The organism is Paenibacillus sp. SYP-B3998 (assembly GCF_010820665.1).
Classification (GTDB): domain Bacteria; phylum Bacillota; class Bacilli; order Paenibacillales; family NBRC-103111; genus Paenibacillus_E.
In genome coordinates this window covers 1129345-1149751 of the sequence record NZ_JAAIKC010000001.1, presented here as the reverse complement: position 1 = coordinate 1149751, position 20407 = coordinate 1129345, and the positions used below count along the sequence as shown (strand labels likewise).

Sequence of the window (20407 nt, the reverse complement as noted above, 5' to 3'; positions counted from 1 at the left end):
CTTGCTGCTTATGTCGAAATAGTGCTTTGTGTAATTTGCGACAGTCGTTTACGAATCTCTTCGGTCCAAGGCTCGTCACCCAACGATTGAGCTAATAAAAGAATATCAAGAAGCTCATTAATCCGTTCCTCCACAATTTTCTCTAAGGAATCATTCATATGCTCTTTTTCCGTTACTTTAAGCAACAAAAAGGCGATCTCCGAGATCTCATGAAAGAAGAATTGCTGTTTCTCAGGTTTACTTCCCAATTTCCCAATCAAACCTGTCAATTCAGGTTTCACATGGGGGACAACTTCACTTCTGCCGCACGTCTCACAAGAGTAAATAGGCACGTTTTCAATGTCGACGTTATTTTGATAAATAACTGTACGCAGACGAAGGTTCATCGCGCGTCCGCACTTGCAATACTTTTGCATCCTAAACACTCCTTCATGACAGGCGGCGTGTACACACTTTTGCTTGTACTTATGATATTCTACTCTATCGGTCGATTTCCTCCCGAAGTATGAGTAGTAGTTTTTGCCACCTAAAGAAGTTGAATGTTAGTTTGCCTGATGTCCCTTAAATTTGATAAGTTCATCCACAAATCGCTTGGAAAATGCCGGAAGATCTGGCGGACGTCGTCCTGAAATGATGTTGCGGTCTACAACCACTTCTTCATCTACCCATGTGGCTCCTGCATTTTCAATATCATCGCGAATGCCTGGTGTGGAAGTCAATGTATAGCCATCTATGATCTTAGCCGAAATCAACACCCACCCAGCATGACAAATTTGCGCAATCGGTTTCGTCGCAGCATGGAACTCTTGCGTTAATCGGAGCACATCCTTGTATCGGCGCAATTTATCAGGCGCCCAACCTCCTGGAACGTACAACCCCAAGTAATCAGAAGATTTCACTTCATCAAACGCGTAATCCGTAGTAATGGGAACACCATACTTACCATGGTAGACCGTCTTTGCTTTCGGCCCAACAATGTCTACTGCGGCTCCAGACTCTCTCAACCTCAATACGGGATACCACATTTCCAAATCTTCAAATTCCTCATCAACAAACGCTAACACTTTGCTACCTGTTAACTCCATTTGAATTTCCTCCTACTGCCGTTTCTGCTTGTTCGCTTTGAGCAAGCAGCTCGGTAATTTGTTCACTTGTTTTACAAAGCAAGATTCGATCTACAAGTTCCTTGCATTTAGAAGCATCGCTTGTTATTAAGCGGTGTTTGACTTGTAAAAGCGACTGAACTGAGATGCTAAGCTCCTCGATGCCAAGACCTAACCAAATCGGGAGCGCCTTACTATCACCAGCCATTTCACCACACACGCCTACTGGAATCCCTACACTTTTGGCCGAATCAATTACATGTTTCAAGAGTCGGATAACCGCTGGATGGTAGGGATCATATAGATGCGCAATGTTCTCATTCATTCGATCAACTGCAAGGACATACTGGACAAGATCGTTGGTACCGATACTCATGAAATTGACTTCACTTGCCAGTATGTCCGCAATAAGTGCAGCGGCGGGAACTTCAATTGTTAAACCGACTTCAATCTGAGCATTGAAAGAAATCCCTTGGGCGGTTAATTCCAGTTTGGCCTCTTCTAACATAGCTTTGGCCTGACGCACCTCATCCAGCGATGTCACCATCGGGTACATGATCTTGACTGGACCGTAGCTGCTTGCACGCAGTATGGCCTTCAACTGCGTCATAAACAAGTCTTTACGGTGCAGCGAGATACGAATCGCCCTGTAGCCAAGAAACGGATTATCTTCCTTCGGTAATGGTAAATAATCCAGCTTCTTATCCCCACCAATGTCGAGTGTCCGTATTACGATTGGTTTGCCCTGCAATTGCTTAACCGCATGTCGGTAAACTTCGAACTGCTCATCCTCGCTTGGCAGTGAATCCCGATCCATATACAAATACTCTGTACGGAACAAGCCAACCCCCGAAGCTCCATTACGCAAAACTTGGTCAATCTCCATAACGGAGTTCATGTTGGCATGAAGATTAACGTGCTTGTGGTCCAAAGTCATTGAGGCTACATCAGCTATCTCCTGCAAACTTTCCTTAAATTCTAGCCAATTCCGCTTTCGTGCTTGGAAACGTTCAATGGTCGCTTGATCCGGGTTAATATACAGAGCACCTTCTTGACCATCAATAATCAGAAAATCACCATTTTGAATCGGCCTGAGCAGCTTGCCTTCTAAGCCGAGTACGTAAGGAACCGACATTGCTCTTGCCATAATGGATACATGTGAATGTGTGCCGCCAAGGATAGTAAGTAGTCCCAGTACTTTACTAGGGTCCAAATGGGCTAATTGTGACGGCGTTAATTCCTTCGCTACCAAAATGTAGGAATGGTCAATCGGCGGAACGTTCGAGCTCGTATCGCCTAGCAAATGCTTAAGCAGTCTATTGCCCACATCTTTAATGTCAAGCGCGCGTTCTTTCATGTATTCATCATCAATAAGGTTAAACATGCCGACAAATTTATCAATTACTTCTTTAACAGCTACTTCTGCGGCTTTGTACTGCAGCTCGATAATTCCCTGAATTTCATTCATAAAGATAGGATCTTCTAAAATGGCCAAATGTGCGTCAAAAATATAGGCCTGATCCTGTCCCACGACTTCTTTAATCTCTTGTTTAATGAGCTCAAGCTCATCTTTTGAAGATCTAATGCCATCATACAAGCGTTCGAATTCGTACGCTAGATCTGTCACGTCGATCATTTTCTCGGGAAAATCCCACTCCCAGGTTGGGATGACGAACGCTTTCCCCATCGCGATACCCGAAGACGCCCCTATCCCTCTGATCATCCGTTTGTCCCTCCTGACGATTTGGTAGGCTTTAAGACGACGGACATCACAGAACCTTGGCCTTTTTTAACGGCTTTAAACGGAGCGAAGCTCCACGATTTGACAAGATCCGGATTTGTAATGATCATCGGTGTCGCCAATGATGAAGCAAACTTTTTAACTTTGTTCAAATTGAATTTCACGAGCAGTTGACCTGGCTCAACACGATCGCCTTCTTTAACCACGGCAGTAAAACATTTACCTGGTAAACTAGCTGTGTCAATACCAATATGCAGAAGTACTTCCAATCCATCTTCCGTCAAAATACCAAGAGCATGCATTGTCGGATAAATATGCATGATCGTGCCTGCGACCGGAGATACCAGCTCCCCTTTTTCAGGAAAAAAAGCAACGCCGTTGCCTACTAACCTTGAAGCAAAAATACGATCCGGTACTTCCTCAATAGGAATCATCCTACCCTGCATAGGTGAAGTGAAAAGAACAACATGAATATCCTTACGCAATACTTTCATAATTTCTTCACGAATTAGCTCTGAGAATGTCCCGAACACGACCTGAACATTGCCTCCCCCAAGACGTATGACGCCTGCTGCTCCCAGATGTCGTAATGCCGTGATGTCCATCAGACGATCATTGACAAGGGTAAGTCGCAACCTTGTTATGCAGGCCTCAATCTTCTTAATATTATCTTTTCCACCTAGTGCTTGCAAAATAAGCGGTGAGCGATAAGGAATGTCACCCGCCCATTCTTCCAAAGATGAGCCTTCTTCCCTTCCAGGTGTCGGTATTTGAAACCGCCGAATGGCCCATCGAAATAAGAAGTAGTAAAGTAAACCGTAAATCAAACCTATTGGAATTAAGAGAAGTCCATGATTCGATAAATGCAGGTTAATGATGTAATCGATAGCACCTGCGGAATAAGAAAATCCATGATGTATATTCAAGTAATAAGCAATCCACATTGCCACACCGGATAAAATCGCATGAACTACGAATAAATAAGGTGCAACAAACAAAAAAGCAAATTCAATCGGTTCCGTGACTCCTGTCAAAAAGGAAGCTAACGCTGCAGTAAGAAAAGTTGCTCTAATCTTCGGCTTCAAATCTTCACGTGCTTCGCCAATAATGGCGAATGCAATAGCCGGAAGAGCGAACATCATGATCGGATAAAGCCCTGCCATATACATCCCAGCTGTCGGATCTCCTGCAAAATATCTAGGAAGATCGCCATACACCATATTGCCGTCCGTCGCTTTGTAAGCGCCAACCTGAAACCAGAAAAAATTGTTCAGAATATGGTGCAAGCCGGAAGGAACAAGCAGACGGTGGGCAATCCCATAAAGGAACGTGCCAAAGCCACCTAATCCTAGCAACCAACTGGATAACTTAGACATCCCCATTTCAAGGTAGGGACCAATAGCAATCATAATGTAGGATACAATTAGTGTTGCTAGTCCCATGAGGAGCGGAACAATTCGCGGACCGCCAAAGAACTGAATGTATTCAGGCAGCTTTACTTCTTTAAAGCGATGATAAATAATTGCAGCAAGAAGACCAATCAATATCCCGCCAGAAACCCCAAGCTGAAAACTAGGTCCAAGTTGGTGCTCGATTAGTCTTATAAAAATAAAATAACCAAGCATGGCGGATAAACCAGCTATACCAGCGCTTTCTGTAAGTCCTAGCGCAACACCAACAGCGAAAATGATCGGTATGTAATCAAACACCGTATTTCCCGCTAGGAGCAACATATCCCCGAAGCTGGAGGCATGAATCGCATCCCACGGTAAGTCACCTAAACGAAGCAGCACAGCAGCAATAGGAAGCGCAATGGTAGGCAGCATTAAAGAGCGGCCGAGCTGTTGTAAATTCCCCATCCAGTTCAAACGTATGCTACCTCCTTTCTACTCAAATCGTAAAGCTTGTCAGCCTGTTTGTCAAAAACAAAATAAGCAGGTCGAATATCGACCTGCTTATAGACAACATCAAGTACTTCTCGTTATTAATATGAGGAATTATATCCGAATTGCTGTCCTTGTCCTGATTGACTAAAGCCTGTATTAAAAGATTGGATACCTTGCCTACCATATCCCGATTGGAAGCCTTGTTGTTGGGCTGGGGTTGAAGAATCAGAACGCAGGTATGCATCATGTCCTGGCTGATTCCCACGATAATTTGCCGTATGATATGCATTAGGTGCAATCGCTTGTTGAGCGTACGGTTGATTAGCTTGTACCACACTGCCATACTGATTTGAAGCATATTGTTGTTGGTTAATTGGATAGCTTTGTTGTGAGGATTGATTAGCGGCGTATTGGCTGTTAGTTATAGGCGTATAGGAAGAGTATCCGCTCTGGAAACTGGATACTTGGTGCTGTGCGGGAGCTACTAAATCCGAGCGCAAGTATGCATCTTGACCTGGCTGATTGCCACGGTAGTTAGCTGTATGAAACGATTCTGGAGATGCTACTTGCCCATAGCTTTGATTCGGCTGAACAGCGCTTTTTCCATAAAAAGACTGTACATAACCTATAGGTTGATATTGCTTCTGATAGCCTTGGTACTGCGAGTTGCTGCTTTGAGAGCCTTGGGTATTGGGGTTAGCAAAAGATGAAGATCCGTAGTTGCTGAAGTTATTGTTATACATCTGTAAATCCTCCTCTGAATTTCATCAATAGTTACCCCGTTTTTGGGGCCTTTTTTATTCTCTCCGCTTGTTCTTTTTTTATTTATGGAAGCTGTTGGGTACCGACCGGAAGGAATGTACGTTCATTAGGGGAAAAAGCGTGTTACGTTGATCATGATATATTGAATTCGTAACCCCTTGTTACATAAAAAGAGCCTAGCCCTTAATGATCATATCCTAAGGGTTAGGCTCTTTTTATGTGCTTTAAATTTTTAGTTGTTTCTTGGATTGAGGATTGCATCCTCAACTTTAATGCAACGATCCATAATAACCACAAGTCCAGCTTCCTCGGCAATATGAGCAGCTTCCTCGTTCACAATGTCAAGCTGCAGCCAAAACACCTTAGCTTTAATTTTAACGGCTTCCTTAGCGATCGGTACAACCTGATCAGCACGACGGAAGACATTGACGATATCAATGGGATCTGGAATATCAGATAACGAAGCGTAGCTTTTTTCCCCAAGAATTTCAGTCGCATTCGGATTCACTGGAATGATCCGGTAGCCTCTTTTTTGCATAGCTGCTGAAACCATATGCGAAGTACGATCCGGATTATCAGACAAACCAACAACAGCGATATTACCTGCTCCTGCCATTAGTTCCTTAATATGATCACGGGATGGATTTTCGAAGACCATCGTCTTTCCTCCTATTTTTTCAAATACGTCAGACCTTGTTTCCCCATCGCAGTCCAGCTGTCGATGAACTGCGCTTTATCCACTTGTACTTGCTTCTTGCCACTCAAAGGATCATTTAAGTAGACGTTGTTTTCATCATATCCTACCAATAAAACAGCATGTTCCGCAAACGATGTTTTTACGGGTCCAATTGGCGTATCCCATGTAACCCATTTGTAAGGAATATTGTAATCAATTGTCGTCCAAACAACAACCGGAATCCCACTAGCTACCTGATCTTCGTACATGTCAAATGATTCGTTGGTTATATCAATAGCCGATGGAATATGGGTTTTAAGCAGCGGGAAAATACCTGCATGATAAATACCAAAACCTCTTTGCTTACGAGTGACGTCCCCCACAAAACCAGTGTTCGGATTGCCCCAGTAGCCTATCGAACCGTCTGCATTAAGCGTAACTGGCGTTTCATCCCTGGGCATTTCAGCTGCCAGCTCCATCTTACTTTTGTTCACACCACTGAACTGCAAAAGCATGGTCAAGCTTGTAATTTCACAACCTGCTGGCAGTTCTGGTAATTGTCTAAAAACAGGTGCATCAATCATAGCTGATTTTAGCTTCTCCGGGATCGGCGTAGGGGATGCCTCGATCACTTTAGCTGGTGCAGCAGCAATCACATGTAACGCTGAACCCGCTGCGAATAGAGCCGGCTCCTTACCGGTCGCTTTCGCATAAAGCAATACCGCAAACACGCTGCTGGCAAACACTAGTCCTACTACGAGGAATAATCCTAATGTGACCTTTAATCCTTGCCAAATAATCATCATGCTGATTCACCCGCCGTTGTTTTGAAAATTCGTCACTCATTCAAAAGTTCAACCTGAGCACCGATAGATCGTAAATGATCAAAATATTGAGGGTAAGATTTTGCCACATGATGGGCATCCTTGATAATCAGACCCTTTTGGGAACGCAGTCCTACAACCGTTAACGCCATAATGACGCGGTGATCAAAATGTGCGTTAATTTCAACGCCACCCTCGACTCCCTGCGGCTTACCATGGACGATAATCTCACTTTGGCGCTCTTCTACATCAGCCCCAGCTTTACGCAGTTCATTTAAATAGTCGGTAATCCGGTCACATTCTTTGTACCGCAAGTTTTCAACATTATAGAAACGCGAAGTACCTTCAGCGAAAACGGCTGCAGCAACCATTGCCAATACAGCATCGGTGAAATGATCGCCGTCGAATTCTCCAGCCAGCAACTTCTGATTACCGCGAACGTGAACCACACCGTTATCATGTGTCAAATTCACTCCCATGGCGCGCAAAACATCAACGCATGCTTTCTCCCCTTGTTTGCTGTTTTCTTCAAGACGAAGTACGCGCACATCGGAATTAGTAACCGCAGCAGCCGCTAGAATAGCCGCTGAACCTGGATAATCACCTTGAATAACATATTCCTTAGCTTGATACGATTGGCCGCCAGGAATTCGATAATGCATCAAATCTTCACTAGCATGAACCGTAATTCCTGCTTGCTCTAGCACTTCCAATGTTTGTCCAACAATAATTTTGGATTTCAAATCATGCAAAACTTCAATTTCGCTATCCTCTTCTAACAGAGGGGTCATGAATAAGAGGGAACTCAAAAACTGAGAGCTGACATGACCAGAAACGGTAAGTTTACCGCCGCGTGGTTGTCCCCCTTTTATTGTTATCGGCAAACGACCATTCGAATGTTGAACTTCAACGCCCATTTGTTGCAAAGTTACAATTAAATCATCATGTGGCCTTTTGCCTAGAGATTCTGGATACGTATTGACAAAAGTCAGATCCGGACAAAATGCAGCTGTTGACATCAAGAATCGAAGTACTGCACCAGCATTTCCAACGTTAAGCTCAGATACGTGTTTGGGGTGCTTGCCAAATCCTGTGATGACGATTTTTTCATCGTCTTCTTCAATAATAGCTCCAAGATCCCTCACACAGCGTCTCATCGCATCGCTATCTTCACTATGAGCTGGATAGTAGATCGTGCTTGTCCCATCGGCAAGTGCACCAATAAGAAGGTAACGAGTGGTGTAGTTTTTGGACGACAATGCATTGATTTCGCCCTGAAGTTGAGCGGTTGGTTTCACAATAGCTTTCATGTAAGCAATCTCTCCTTAGCGTTTTTCGCCAGAAAAACCGGCATTTTGAGCAATAACTTCGCACTCCCACCTAAATGGCGTCATAAACTTATATGTAATATCCGATGAACACTAATAAAATTCCGCATGTATAACTGAAAGACGTATACAGCAGCCAGGTCTGCATGTCATTAGCACGCAGCAATTTAAGACTTTCAAGCTTTAATGTAGAAAATGTGGTGAACGCACCCATAAACCCTGTGCCTATAAGCAATTTCCAATCATCAAAGGCATGATATCTCATTAACCAACCTAGTAAAAAACAACCCAAAAGATTTACTGTCAGTGTACCATACGGAAAAGAACTTGGGAACCTTCTCGCCATGTATGCGGCAAGCTGAAACCGGCTAATCGCACCGAAGAAACCTCCCAATCCCACTAAAAAAACAGGCCATAACCAAGTCATCACGAAGGATTTCCTCCTCCTTGAAAGCGCTCTGCGATCCGTATACCAACCCATGTAAAACCAAGTCCTCCCCATAAACTGCCACCTACATACAGAGCAGCCAATAGAAGATGTCCGTGTTTCAACATAGTGAACGTTTCATAGCTAAAGGTCGAAAACGTGGTAAACGAGCCTATAAAACCAGTAGTTATGGCAGCACGTATGCGAATCGGAATCGCGAGACCCTCTGCAAAAGCTAAAAAGCCTAATAGCAAACAGCCTGCGAAATTGCAAAATAAGGTTCCCCAAGGAAACGCCATTGGCGAAGCTGGATTCCACGCGAGAGAAAGCCCATAACGGGCTAGTGCCCCGAAGATTCCAGCAAAGCCGATATATAACATCGTCAAAAGACTTCACTCCATCTATGAAAATGACTGACGAAATCCATTGAATTAACCAATGGTTTGACTTCTTGTTCAATTCTTTCTATCATTACTTACAATGGGACTTCTTCCCAGTCACCTTGAAGCTAGGAGGCTTACCTTGGATACGATTGTTCCTTCAGAAATTAAAGAAAGACTCGGTCGCGGCGAGCAATTAACAATTATCGATGTTCGTGAAGATGAGGAAGTGGCCGCAGGCATGATCCCAGGGGCCAAACATATTCCTTTAGGTCAATTGCCAGAGCGTCACACTGACATTCCGCAAACCGAAGAAATTATTCTTGTATGCCGGAGCGGTAACCGCAGCGGTCGGGCGTTTGATTATTTGGAATCACTTGGTTACAAAGGTTTAAAGAACATGACGGGCGGCATGTTGGAATGGGAGGACTAAGCGTCTACGTCTACGCTTATCCTTCTCCTCTCAGTCCTGCCCTGCTCACAATTTCCTCTGCAATTTGCTCTACGGTCAGTTCTGTGGTGTCGATTGTGGTATGCGCAAAATCGTATGCGTGCTTCCGCTGTTCAAGCAGCTTATAAACCTGATCGTCTAGGTTGCCTTGCAGTAAAGGGCGACTCTCATCCGTTCTCACACGTTCAATAATGACTGAGGGAGCTGCTTGGAGTGCAACAACAAAGCCTTGGCTTAACATACATACTCGATTGCTCTCTGCAAGCACCGCCCCTCCACCTGTGGCTAACACTTGACCTTGTTGTGTTAAAATATGTTCAAGTGCTTTGCTTTCTAAAGCGCGAAAATGGGCTTCGCCATAGTTGCTAAATAGCTCAGCAATCGTTGTTTGCTGTTGGTGCTCAACTACAGCATCCGAGTCTAGAAATGACCATCCTAACCGCTCAGCCAACTTCTGCCCAACTGTCGATTTACCAGTCCCCATGAAACCTACAAGCACGATATTTCTCGTATTCACATTGATCCTCTTTTCCCATAAACTGTTCATACAAACGTTCCCAACATCATACCATACGCCTATAAGACATGAATACAATCAGCAAAAAAAACATATAGTATTGTGAATAAATTCCAGCATTTACAGTTGAGTTAGACTTAAGATGAAGAGTTTTCCTTTCAGGGGAGCTCGAAGATGAAAAAGAGACCCTATACCGATTAAGGAGAGATGGAACTTTGAACCAAACTGTCGCCTATACCAACCATACGAAAGGCAAACTGGAACAAATTTTGCATCCAAATTACCCGCTTTGCAAAGAAGATGTCGTTTGGATTTTGGAGTTTATAAAGAAAAAAATGGTTGAGGAAGACCCACAAATGCAAGGTCTAGCTCAACCGCGATTAATGAAAAACTTCCGTTATTTTGCCGAGGTAGCAATGATGCTTATTCATAGGCGCCATGGTTTCGATCAAGAAGCTGATCGTCTGAAAATGTGGCTGCGCGAAGCAGCTTATGGCTTACAGGAAACTGATTAATTCCCCAGAATTATACTTCTGCTATGAGCAATGGACTTTTAGTTTTCCATCCAGTTGAAATGGAAGCTACCTTCTTTGTCCACACGTTGGAACGTATGTGCGCCAAAATAGTCGCGCTGAGCTTGCAGCAAGTTCGCTGGCAATCTTTCAGTGCGGTAGCTATCGTAGTAGGCAAGTGCTGATGCGAAAGAAGGTACTGCAATCCCGCGAGTAACCGCTTCTGCAATCACTTGTCTCCAAGACTGTTGATAATTGTCAACCACGCCATTGAAGTACGAATCCAGAAGTAAGTTCTTCAATTCCGGATCACGATCGTACGCTTCTTTAATGTTTTGCAGGAATCTAGCACGAATGATACAACCACCACGGAATATCATCGCGATGCTGCCATACTTCAGACCCCAATTATACTCTTCAGAAGCAGCCCTCATCTGAGCGAAACCTTGAGCATAAGAGCAAATTTTGCTTGCGTAAAGCGCTTGGCGTACAGCCTCAATAAACGCTTTGCGATCACCTGTAAAGGCTGGAGCATCAGGTCCTTTGAGAACTTTGCTAGCCGCAACGCGTTCTTCTTTCATCGCTGAGATGAAACGGGAGAACACGGATTCTGTAATAATTGAAAGCGGAACGCCAAGATCCAACGCACTTTGACTGGTCCATTTTCCTGTACCTTTTTGTCCAGCGGAATCCAAGATGACATCCACCATTGGTTTACCAGTTTCAGCGTCATATTTGGTGAAAATATCTTTCGTAATCTCGATTAAGTAACTATCGAGTTCACCATTGTTCCACTCGGTGAAAATCTCATGCAGCTCTTCTGTGCTCACGTTCAACACGTCTTTGAGCAATTGATAAGCTTCGCAAATCAACTGCATATCGCCGTACTCAATACCGTTGTGCACCATTTTAACATAGTGTCCAGCGCCATCAGGTCCGATATATGTACAGCATGGGTCGCCACCCACTTTTGCAGAAATTGCCGTTAAAATAGGTTCTACCAGTTTATAAGCATCTTCTTGACCGCCCGGCATAATCGCAGGACCTTTAAGTGCGCCTTCTTCACCACCGGAAACGCCGGTTCCTACGAAACGGATACCATGCTCTTCAAGAGATTTGTTGCGGCGTTGTGTATCTGGAAAGAAGGAATTCCCCCCATCGATCAAAATATCGCCTTTGTCCAAATGAGGAAGCAATTGGTTGATCGTATCATCCGTCGGTCCGCCCGCTTTGACCATAATCAAAATTTTGCGCGGAATTTCTAGCGATTGTACGAATTCCTCAATACTGTATGTACCTACTAAATTTTTACCCGGAGCTTCTTGCAGAAGCTCTTTTGTTTTTTCGGAAGAACGGTTAAAGACCGATACACTGAATCCTCTGCTTTCGATGTTCAGCGCAAGGTTTTTCCCCATAACCGCAAGACCAACCACACCAATTTGTTGTTTCGACATGTTTCTCATACACCCTTCCGATAAGTAGTCCGATAAATAGGTATTAAATCGTCATCGCGCCAAAACCGCCATCCACTCTTAAGACAGAGCCTGTCACAAAGCTTGAAGCTTGCTCAGAGGCAAGGAAAACCGCTGCACCCTGCAGCTCAGCAGCCTCCCCGAATCGATTCATCGGCGTATGACGCATGATAGACTCGATCCGCTCAGGCGACAAGATCTTACGATTTTGCTCCGCTGGGAAAAATCCAGGGATGATCGCGTTGACGCGTACACGGCTCGGAGCAAATTCACGGGCCAAATTTTGCGTTATATTATTGACGGCTGCTTTGGAGGCGGAGTAAGTGAATACACGGGAAAGCGGAGGATCAGATGAAACGGAGGAAATGTTAATGATGCTTCCGCCCTCTCCACGATCAACCATATATTTCCCAAACACTTGGCAAGCTAACACGACGCTTTTCAAATTAACCTCCATTATAGAATCCCACTCTTCCATGGAAATGTCAAAGAAAGGTGTGGCACTATTTTTACCGGGGCAATTCATCAGAATGTCCGCGCTTCCTGACCAAGCAATGACTTCTTTCAATACGTGCTCCAGATCCTCGCGTTTGGTCGCATCCGCTTGAAAGCAATTCGCTTCTCCGCCGTCTTCTTGAATACGCAGAGCCACCTGCTCACTTTTCTCTTGATTGCGCCCAACGATGGCAACTTTTGCCCCATGTCCACCAAGAGCAACCGCCATGGCTCCTCCTAGTGTGCTGTTTCCGCCAATAATGACTGCTGTTTTGCCTGTAAGATCGAATAAGTTCATCGTCGTCATCCTCCTAAGTGCTTTGCTGTAGCAAAACTTTCTTCATAAGCATAAGCCCAGCTTTTCTTTAAAAAAGCTATCTTGGCAAGCATGAGCTGCGTTTGCTTTAGCAAGCACTTCTGCATAAACCATGCTGCATTATGCTTTATTCGCAAAAACTTATGATTTAAGACTCAAGAGGTGCTGCTGCTGAAAGGCGGTAATCGCATCGAATTGATCTTTTAATTGATGATATACGCTTGTATAAATAGATGTCAATTGCTGATAGATGCGATAATCGCTTTCATTTACCTCATGAGCCGTGCCTACCTGAATCCAATTGTGCGCATGTGATAAATCTTCAATCTCGCCCATTGCTAGTAGGCCGAGCAATGCCGCGCCAACTCCCGAGCTTTCTATAGCGTCGGGGACTGTTACTGACGTGCCGATCATATCCGCCATCATCTGACGCCAAAACGCAGATCGCGCAAATCCGCCAGAAGCGCGAAGCTCCGTAGCTGGTCCCATCAGTCTTTCTAGCGAAGAGGCGACAGCCTGGATGGAGAACATGACGCCTTCCAAAGCCGCACGAATCATGTGCTTTTTCTGGTGATTTAATGAAAGGCCGAAGTATACGCCTCGCGCATTGGCGTTCCAGTAAGGAGCGCGCTCACCAGCTAGCAACGGCAAGAATAACAGTCCATCGGAGCCCGCTTGCACTTGAGAAGCCAGTTCCGTCAAATAATCATATGGGTCCATGCCTATACGACGTGCTTCTTCTGTTTCTAACGTCGCTATTTGGTCTCTTACCCATCGAAAAACGATGCCGCCATTATTAATCGGTCCGCCGACAACCCAGAAATTCTCAGTCAGCGCGTAGCAGAACAGCTTGCCTTCAGGGTCGGTCTGTGGCTTGTTTACGACGCTGCGAACGGCCCCGCTCGTCCCGATGGTAACAGCCACAACGCCAGGCTCGATAGCGCCAACGCCCAGATTTGCAAGGACGCCATCGGAAGCACCGACCACGAAAGGTGTAGCTGTGGACAGACCCATAGCGGCCGCGTGTTCGACACGAAGGCCGTTGATGTGGAACGTTGTCGGCACCAGCTCTGAAAGCTGACCGCGAGTCACTCCAGCCAAACGAAGAGCCTCTTCATCCCAATCAAGATTTTGGAGATTGAATAGGCCTGTTGCACTCGCTAGGGAATGATCGATGATATAGCGATCGAACAGCTGCACGAAAACAAATTCCTTAATACCGATGAATTTATATGTACGTTTGACGAGATCGGGCTCATTATCGCGGAACCACATCAGCTTAAGCAAGGGAGACATCGGATGTATGGGCGTTCCTGTACGAGAATAAATTTGCTGACCCAAACCGCTGCGTTTCAGTTCTTCTACGTAGACAGCGCTCCGATTGTCCGCCCACGTCACACATTGTGTAAGCGGATTTGCCTGGTCATCAACTGCGATAAGACTATGCATGGCGGAACTAAAAGATACACAAAGCACTTCCTCGGCCGATATTCCGAGTTCGCGCACAACGGCACCGATGCCTTCAACGACAGCCTGAAAAATTTGTTGAGGGTCTTGCTCAGCACGATCAGCGGTTGGAGTAAACAAAGGATATTCGATGGAATGTGAAGCTTTAACGCGCCCTTCCCGGTCGATAATTAGTGTTTTGGTGCTTGTTGTGCCAATATCCGCTGCGACTATGTAAGGTTTAGCTGCTGGGGAATGATCTGTCATTTGCAAATGTTCCCCTCTGCGTCAAATGAAAGTTCATATGGCTCTGTTAATATCTCGATATCTGGATGTTGACGAGCAGCAGCCAGTAAATTGACAGATATCTCAATTTCTCCAAGATGAAGCGTATCTTGAATCCGAACTAACTTGCATGTTGTGTAATCAAGGATATTACACGTTTTAATAGCTGCTTTAATCGCGTAGAAGTCGTTCTCTAGTGTTGTTGCGATCTTAGTCGGTGCACAGACGGTCGAAGTCAACCCATTAGCGTAGGTTGCCTCCAGATTCGTCTTATCGACAAGTCTTTGGGTGGTGAAGTCAGCAGTGCCTACGCCATTTGCATTGCCTTTTGTTTCCGGTGTTAGATCAAGAACGACCATCTTGGCTACTTCCGGGCCGCCATGTGCGTAAGGCGTAGGATACCGTCCTGTTACATTGGGGTCCATCCCGTCACCACTAATGTTTTTGCCTATGTAGTCGATTACAAGCACATCGATCTCATCAAACAAAATTTTCGGCAGACGCGATTTCGCTTCGATGAGCAATTGCTCCTCCCTAGCCTCTATCTCAGCTGCTGGAAGCACTTCAGCTCGACACGTTTCGTCATAGGCGTTCTCGATAAGCGCGACTCCGAACACAATGGGGAGTTTCTCTATCATAAGAGTAGCCATTGCAGGCACATTTTCCGCCATATATTTGAACCCAAGTTGATGGCAAGCCTCTGCGCCTTTTTGCTTGCCAAGCCCGATAGCAATCATCTTCATGATGCCGCTCTCGATGCGACCACGGAACGCGGTATGGGGCTTTACCCGATTAATAACGACAATGGCATCGGCCTCAGACGCAATACGGTCCACATAAACAGGCAAACCGTTAGGCAGTTGATCAATCTGTACAACTTCCATAGAGGAGCGAATCGGCGCTTCCATGGTTGCTTCGGTGATACCAAAGTGCTGTAGAACTTCCGTTTGTCCTTCAGCCGTAGCTCCCCCGTGACTTCCCATACACGGTACGATGAAAGGATGCGCTCCTCTAGCCTTTATCGCATCTAATGTTGTCTTGGTGAAACCAGCAATATTGGCAATACCGCGACTCCCAACGGCAACAGCAACCTGCTGTCCTGGATGGATGCTCTCCATCACACCGCTGCTTGCCAGCTTGTTCGCTAGCTCCACCTCAGGGTTTTCGAGGATCGCGCGGTCAAATTTCTGCCGGATCTTAACCATTTGCGGAATGGGAATATCCTTAAGTAACTCTCTAAGAATGCTCATCTAGCTTCTCACTCTCCTATCCATTTAACAGTGAACGAACGGATTCCCGTACCACTAGCTCTGTTTTTAAAAGCACCTGCTCGGTTTCATGCTGCTTATTTTCAATATTGCTAATAAGGCGAGTAGCGCCTTCCTTGCTGATTTGTTCAATCGGTCTATGAACGGTTGTTAAAGCCGGCGTGACATAAGCAGCATAAACCGTATTGTCGAAACCGATAATGGATACGTCGCGAGGAACCAGCATACCAGCTTCCGAAATCGCTTTCATAGCACCCAAGGCCATTTCATCATTACAACAAAAAACAGCAGTCGGTCGTTCAGCAAGCGTCAAGAAATGCTGCATCGCCTTATGTCCACTCTCTAAATCGTACAAACCAGGAAATCGATAATTTGAGTTTACCGTTAGACGATTGTGAAGCATCGCTCTTTCGAAGCCTTTCTTGCGGTTCTGTGCGGATTTGAAGCCTGCGCGTCCTTCAACTAAAGCAATTCGTTGATGTCCTTGTTCGATGAGATAGGAAACTGCCAGAAATGCGCCTTGCTCTTCGTCAGATATTACGTTCAGCACACCAGGGGTGTCTATGGGACGATTCAAGACAACAAGCGGGATGCCTTTGTCTGTCGCATGGTCAATGAAAGGCTGGTCATCATCGCTTTGGCTAACAACGATAATACCATCAAAACTTTTACGTGTTATGGAATGAAAACTCGTGTAATCGTCTATCCCTTTGACGATCAATTGATAGCGATCTTGAATCACGTTATTAACACCGCGAATGGCTTCATAGAAGAAACCCGCCGATGTTCCTTGGCTCAGTGTAGTAAAAAAGAGCCCTAAGTTATACGAACGATCCAATACCAAGCTTTTGGCGCTGAAATTAGGAGTGTAATCCATTTTAGTTGCAAGGGTGCGAATCCGATCCTTCGTCTCTTCATTGATTAGGGGACTATCGTTCAATGCTCTTGAAACGGTCGTATGAGACACCCCAGCTTGACGAGCTATATCTTTAATGGTAACGCTCATACAATCACCTCTACCAACAGAATAGCACGGAATGCACACGTTAACAATAGTCATTTAGAAACTAAAAAGCCCCCTTCTCAGGGAGCTTGATGACGATTACTTATTTGAAAAAATTAGGTAAATAAGGTCGGTTTTTCTCTAGCATCTCTTCCATCAATATTTTGGCTACCCCTACTGAAGGCACTAAGGGATGATGAACAAGCGCTTGTAGAACGAGGTCTCTGCTGCCTTGTACGGCCGCCTCGATTGTCAGTCGCTCATATGTTTTGACTGCATGCATAAGTCCTTTGACATGTTCAGGAACTTTAGTCAATCCCATTGGTACTGGGCCATTTGCCGTGACTACGCAGTTAACCTCAATGCAAGCATCCTTCGGCAGGAAGTCAATGATGTTATCGTTCATCACATTCAAGGTTTGAATGTCTCGTTTGTCATTGTAAAGCGAGTCCATCAGATTAACCGCCGCTTCGGAGTAATAGGCGCCACCACGCTTCTCAAGCTGCTTTGGTTTCTCTTGTAAGTCAGGATTTTTATACAGCTCGAACAATTCATCTTCTACACGCTTCACAACCTCAGCGCGTGTCCCATTTTCTTTGAGGGATTCGAGCTGCTCCTGCAGCATGACATCGGTCATGTAGAAATATTTCAAATAGTACGAGGGCAAGGATTGCAAGGAACGAAGGAAATCAGCATCCCACTCGCTAGCTGGCACGTTTTTACCGCTGTATTCTTCTCTGCGATCCAGCAGTTCGGCTAATTTGTCCTCGCCTTTGATTTCAGCGCGCGTAACCCAGTGCAAATGGTTCAGACCGACAAATTCCGTGTAGATGTGTTCTGAGCTTACATCATACTTCTTCATCAACCATTTGTGCAGACCGATAGGGGCATTACACAACCCAATACTTTTCACTTTCGAATACTTGTGAATAGCTTCGGTTACCATGCCAGCAGGGTTCGTAAAATTCAATAACCAAGCATTCGGAGCAAGCTCTTCGATATCTTTGCAAATATCCAGCAGCACTGGAATTGTACGAAGTGCTTTCATCATGCCGCCTGGCCCAGTAGTTTCTTGTCCAATAACATTATATTTATTCGGAATATGCTCATCCCACTTGCGTGCTTCCAAAAGGCCTACACGCATTTGAGTGCTAATAAAATCAGCATTTTCAATCGCTTTTCTACGATCGAGGGTTAAATGCACCTCAATTGGAAGGCCTGACTTTTCAATCATCCTTTTCGCCAAATTACCTACAATCTCCAGCTTATGCTTGCCTTCTTCCACATCAACAAACCAAAGCTCTCTCACAGGCAATTGTTCGTATCGTAAAATAAAGCCTTCCACGATTTCTGGCGTATACGAAGAACCTCCGCCAATGATTGCGATTTTTAATGCGTTTCTCATTGTACCCACATCCTTATCTCGTCTTATAGTTGTATGTTTTGATAGTCGGACACTGTTCTGAGTTGCTCGTAAGCTGCACCGGATACGATGGTACCGGCAGCTTCCATGGCCAGCCATACGGCGCCAACCACGGGTTCAACATTCAATTTAACGATTTCTGCGTTTGGCGCGATCGCACTGACCGCTTTTTCGATATAAGTATGGATAAACGGTCCTTCGCCTCTGGAAATTACACTGCCGGCTAACACAACATGAAAGCTCTCTTGTTCCATCTTCAAACGCTTAATAATAGCGGTAGCAGACTTCCCAAGCTCTTCTCCTTGTATGCGGAGAATGCGTAAGGCGACTTCGTCACCCTGATGCGCAGCTTGAAATAACAACTTGGTTGCATTCAAAGGAACAGGCTTGTTCTTATCTAAGAAATCATCGAACATGTCCTTCACGGTAGTGAAGCCTAAGAATTCAAGAAGAAGCTCTGTCAACATCGTTGGTTGCTCTCTACCATCCCAAGCACGAATAACTGAACGGAAGGTCTCGACAGCTAAAGTTCCACCGCCGCCGAAGTCACCAAATTGATAGGTAAATCCTCCGCATTGATAAAATTCGCCTTGCGGATTTCTCCCTGCGCTATTCGTCCCGCTGCCACAAATCAAAACGACGCCGTATGGCTTTCTTGCTCCAGCTCGCAGCGCAATCATTGTGTCGCAATCAATCGCATGATTGGGAAAACCAAGCCCGCCAATCACAGGACGAAGTATTGTATAATCAATCGGTCGGTCGGCACCAGCCAAGCCAAAAAAAGCAAATTCAATATCATTACGTGTTAGTTTCGCTTGCTGCAACGCCATTTCAACGGAGCTTGTAATATTGGCTCTTGCCCGCTCAACACCTAATTGATGATTGCCATTCCCGCTGTGCCCTTTACCGATAATATGTCCGTGCTCATCGGTTACTAATGTATAGGTTTTACTCCCGCCAGCATCCACACCCAAAAAATATTTCATACTCACAACTCCTGTATATCTGTCTTCTCTAGTTTTGTTTTCTACTTGTAGATTCACGAATAATTAATTCCGGCTCCAGCTGCACTGTCGCGCCACGTTTAACCGTACCATCAATCCATTTCAACAACAGATCAACACCATGTTTACCCATCTTTGCAGCAGGTTGACGAACAGTCGTCAGCCTTGGCCGAAACTCAGCCGAGAAAATTTGATCATCAAAGCCAATAATTGAAATATCCCGCGGTACTTGATAACCCGCATTTTTACACGCGTCCATGACGCCAAATGCCGTTAAATCATCTGCTGCAAACACCGCACTTGGAAGTTTGCCAGCTTGTATCCAGCGGTTGGTTACTTCGTAACCGGATGTGATACTGAAATCTCCTCGTACAATCCACGATGGGTTCAAGCCAGCATCTTGCATCGCGCTCTCAAATCCGCGCTTCCTCTCACTGCTACTAAGAAACGGTTCAGGCCCGCTTATATGAGCGATTTCTTTATGTCCAAGCTCAATCAAATGCTTCGTCGCTTCGTATCCGCCTTTATAATTATCCACAATGACGGAAGATACGGAAGGATGAACATTCTGATTATCCAGCATCACGAATGGAATTTTCTTTTTTTTGAGTTCCATCACGTACTGGTCTTCGTGAATGGGCGAAAGCATAATGACGCCATCGACGCGATCTTCCTGAAACATCGACTTATCAAATGAAGAAAATACTTCTGTAGAAATCGAAAGCGCCAAAAAGTAGCCTTTTTCAGCAAGCCGATCGTTAATCTCTTTAACAACCGCATCTAAGAATGAGTCATTCAAGGTCGTAATCGCAAGTCCGATAATCCCCGTCTTCCCTCTTGCTAAACTTCGTGCGGCAGCATTTGGGCGGTAATCTAATTCTTTCATAACCTGCAGTACTTTTTGCCGATTTTTTTCACGCACAGTGCCAGCTTGATTAATGACTCGCGAAACGGTTACAACGGACAGTCCGCTTTTCTTGGCGACATCAAAGATACTTACTTTCATAAAGGAACAACTCCTGTAGCTCTATAATTGCAGTAAACGATCGATTCACGGCATACTTCCAAATTACCACACTTGGCGAATC

At 45.1% G+C, this 20407-nt stretch carries 21 protein-coding genes; 2 read left to right on the top strand and 19 right to left on the bottom strand.

Features of this window, described 5'->3' with window-relative positions; translation table 11 throughout:
* Positions 1-8: 8 nt before the first annotated feature.
* From GK047_RS05205 to crcB (GK047_RS05160), 10 genes are all read right to left on the bottom strand, one after another.
* On the bottom strand, positions 9-416 hold the full coding sequence (locus GK047_RS05205) for a hypothetical protein (RefSeq protein ID WP_163942118.1): 408 nt from the start codon (positions 414-416) through the stop codon (positions 9-11).
* Between the two features lie 126 nt (positions 417-542).
* On the bottom strand, positions 543-1085 hold the full coding sequence (locus tag GK047_RS05200; protein WP_163942115.1) for a type 1 glutamine amidotransferase domain-containing protein: 543 nt from the start codon (positions 1083-1085) through the stop codon (positions 543-545).
* Positions 1069-2826 (bottom strand): phosphoenolpyruvate--protein phosphotransferase, encoded by a 1758-nt coding sequence (gene ptsP / locus GK047_RS05195; protein WP_163942112.1) that lies wholly within the window; start codon positions 2824-2826, stop codon positions 1069-1071. Before ptsP ends, GK047_RS05200 begins: the two co-directional genes overlap by 17 nt.
* Positions 2823-4712 carry a glucose PTS transporter subunit IIA gene (locus tag GK047_RS05190; RefSeq protein ID WP_163942109.1) on the bottom strand — a complete coding sequence of 630 codons (1890 nt, stop codon included), beginning with the start codon at positions 4710-4712 and terminating at the stop codon, positions 2823-2825. The genes ptsP and GK047_RS05190 overlap by 4 nt, the downstream gene beginning before the upstream one ends.
* A gap of 116 nt (positions 4713-4828) precedes the next feature.
* Positions 4829-5473: a hypothetical protein gene (locus tag GK047_RS05185; protein ID WP_205516306.1), complete on the bottom strand. Its 645-nt coding sequence runs from the start codon at positions 5471-5473 to the stop codon at positions 4829-4831.
* A gap of 251 nt (positions 5474-5724) precedes the next feature.
* Entirely contained in the window at positions 5725-6150 is a 426-nt protein-coding gene (locus GK047_RS05180; RefSeq protein WP_163942107.1) for a CoA-binding protein, read from the bottom strand.
* An 11-nt stretch (positions 6151-6161) separates the two neighbouring features.
* Complete coding sequence (locus GK047_RS05175; RefSeq protein WP_163942104.1) at positions 6162-6974, bottom strand: C39 family peptidase; 813 nt, start codon at positions 6972-6974, stop codon at positions 6162-6164.
* Between the two features lie 32 nt (positions 6975-7006).
* Complete coding sequence (gene aroA, locus GK047_RS05170; protein ID WP_163942099.1) at positions 7007-8302, bottom strand: 3-phosphoshikimate 1-carboxyvinyltransferase; 1296 nt, start codon at positions 8300-8302, stop codon at positions 7007-7009.
* Between the two features lie 88 nt (positions 8303-8390).
* Complete coding sequence (crcB, locus tag GK047_RS05165; RefSeq protein WP_163943667.1) at positions 8391-8747, bottom strand: fluoride efflux transporter CrcB; 357 nt, start codon at positions 8745-8747, stop codon at positions 8391-8393.
* Positions 8747-9127, bottom strand: coding sequence for a fluoride efflux transporter CrcB (gene crcB / locus GK047_RS05160; protein ID WP_163943664.1), 381 nt, complete (start codon positions 9125-9127; stop codon positions 8747-8749). The genes crcB (GK047_RS05165) and crcB (GK047_RS05160) overlap by 1 nt, the downstream gene beginning before the upstream one ends.
* 142 nt (positions 9128-9269) lie before the next feature.
* Between crcB (GK047_RS05160) and GK047_RS05155 the strand changes: the two genes are divergently transcribed.
* Complete coding sequence (locus tag GK047_RS05155; protein WP_163942097.1) at positions 9270-9560, top strand: rhodanese-like domain-containing protein; 291 nt, start codon at positions 9270-9272, stop codon at positions 9558-9560.
* A 16-nt stretch (positions 9561-9576) separates the two neighbouring features.
* On the opposite strand, the gene GK047_RS05150 is transcribed toward GK047_RS05155, so the two are convergent.
* Positions 9577-10095, bottom strand: a complete 519-nt coding sequence (locus GK047_RS05150; protein ID WP_163942094.1) for a shikimate kinase — start codon at positions 10093-10095, stop codon at positions 9577-9579.
* Between the two features lie 215 nt (positions 10096-10310).
* Here GK047_RS05150 and GK047_RS05145 point away from each other — a divergent pair, with 215 nt between their 5' ends.
* Positions 10311-10610 (top strand): hypothetical protein, encoded by a 300-nt coding sequence (locus tag GK047_RS05145; protein WP_163942091.1) that lies wholly within the window; start codon positions 10311-10313, stop codon positions 10608-10610.
* A 38-nt stretch (positions 10611-10648) separates the two neighbouring features.
* Here GK047_RS05145 and gndA read toward each other — a convergent pair whose 3' ends face one another.
* The 8 genes from gndA to GK047_RS05105 form a co-directional block, all read right to left on the bottom strand.
* Positions 10649-12061 carry an NADP-dependent phosphogluconate dehydrogenase gene (gene gndA, locus GK047_RS05140; protein WP_163942088.1) on the bottom strand — a complete coding sequence of 471 codons (1413 nt, stop codon included), beginning with the start codon at positions 12059-12061 and terminating at the stop codon, positions 10649-10651.
* 43 nt (positions 12062-12104) lie between these two features.
* Positions 12105-12872, bottom strand: coding sequence for an SDR family oxidoreductase (locus GK047_RS05135; protein ID WP_163942084.1), 768 nt, complete (start codon positions 12870-12872; stop codon positions 12105-12107).
* A gap of 159 nt (positions 12873-13031) precedes the next feature.
* Entirely contained in the window at positions 13032-14603 is a 1572-nt protein-coding gene (gene gntK, locus GK047_RS05130) for a gluconokinase (RefSeq protein ID WP_163942082.1), read from the bottom strand.
* The gene (locus GK047_RS05125; protein WP_163942080.1) at positions 14600-15871 is read right to left on the bottom strand and encodes a nickel pincer cofactor-dependent isomerase, group 22; all 1272 of its coding nucleotides are present in this window, start codon (positions 15869-15871) and stop codon (positions 14600-14602) included. Before GK047_RS05125 ends, gntK begins: the two co-directional genes overlap by 4 nt.
* A gap of 16 nt (positions 15872-15887) precedes the next feature.
* Complete coding sequence (locus tag GK047_RS05120) at positions 15888-16895, bottom strand: LacI family DNA-binding transcriptional regulator (RefSeq protein ID WP_163942079.1); 1008 nt, start codon at positions 16893-16895, stop codon at positions 15888-15890.
* Positions 16896-16995: 100 nt separating this feature from the next.
* On the bottom strand, positions 16996-18297 hold the full coding sequence (locus tag GK047_RS05115; RefSeq protein ID WP_163942077.1) for a 6-phospho-beta-glucosidase: 1302 nt from the start codon (positions 18295-18297) through the stop codon (positions 16996-16998).
* Between the two features lie 23 nt (positions 18298-18320).
* Positions 18321-19301, bottom strand: coding sequence for an N-acetylglucosamine kinase (locus GK047_RS05110; protein WP_163942076.1), 981 nt, complete (start codon positions 19299-19301; stop codon positions 18321-18323).
* Between the two features lie 28 nt (positions 19302-19329).
* Positions 19330-20325: a LacI family DNA-binding transcriptional regulator gene (locus GK047_RS05105; RefSeq protein ID WP_163942074.1), complete on the bottom strand. Its 996-nt coding sequence runs from the start codon at positions 20323-20325 to the stop codon at positions 19330-19332.
* Between the last annotated feature and the right edge of the window lie 82 nt (positions 20326-20407).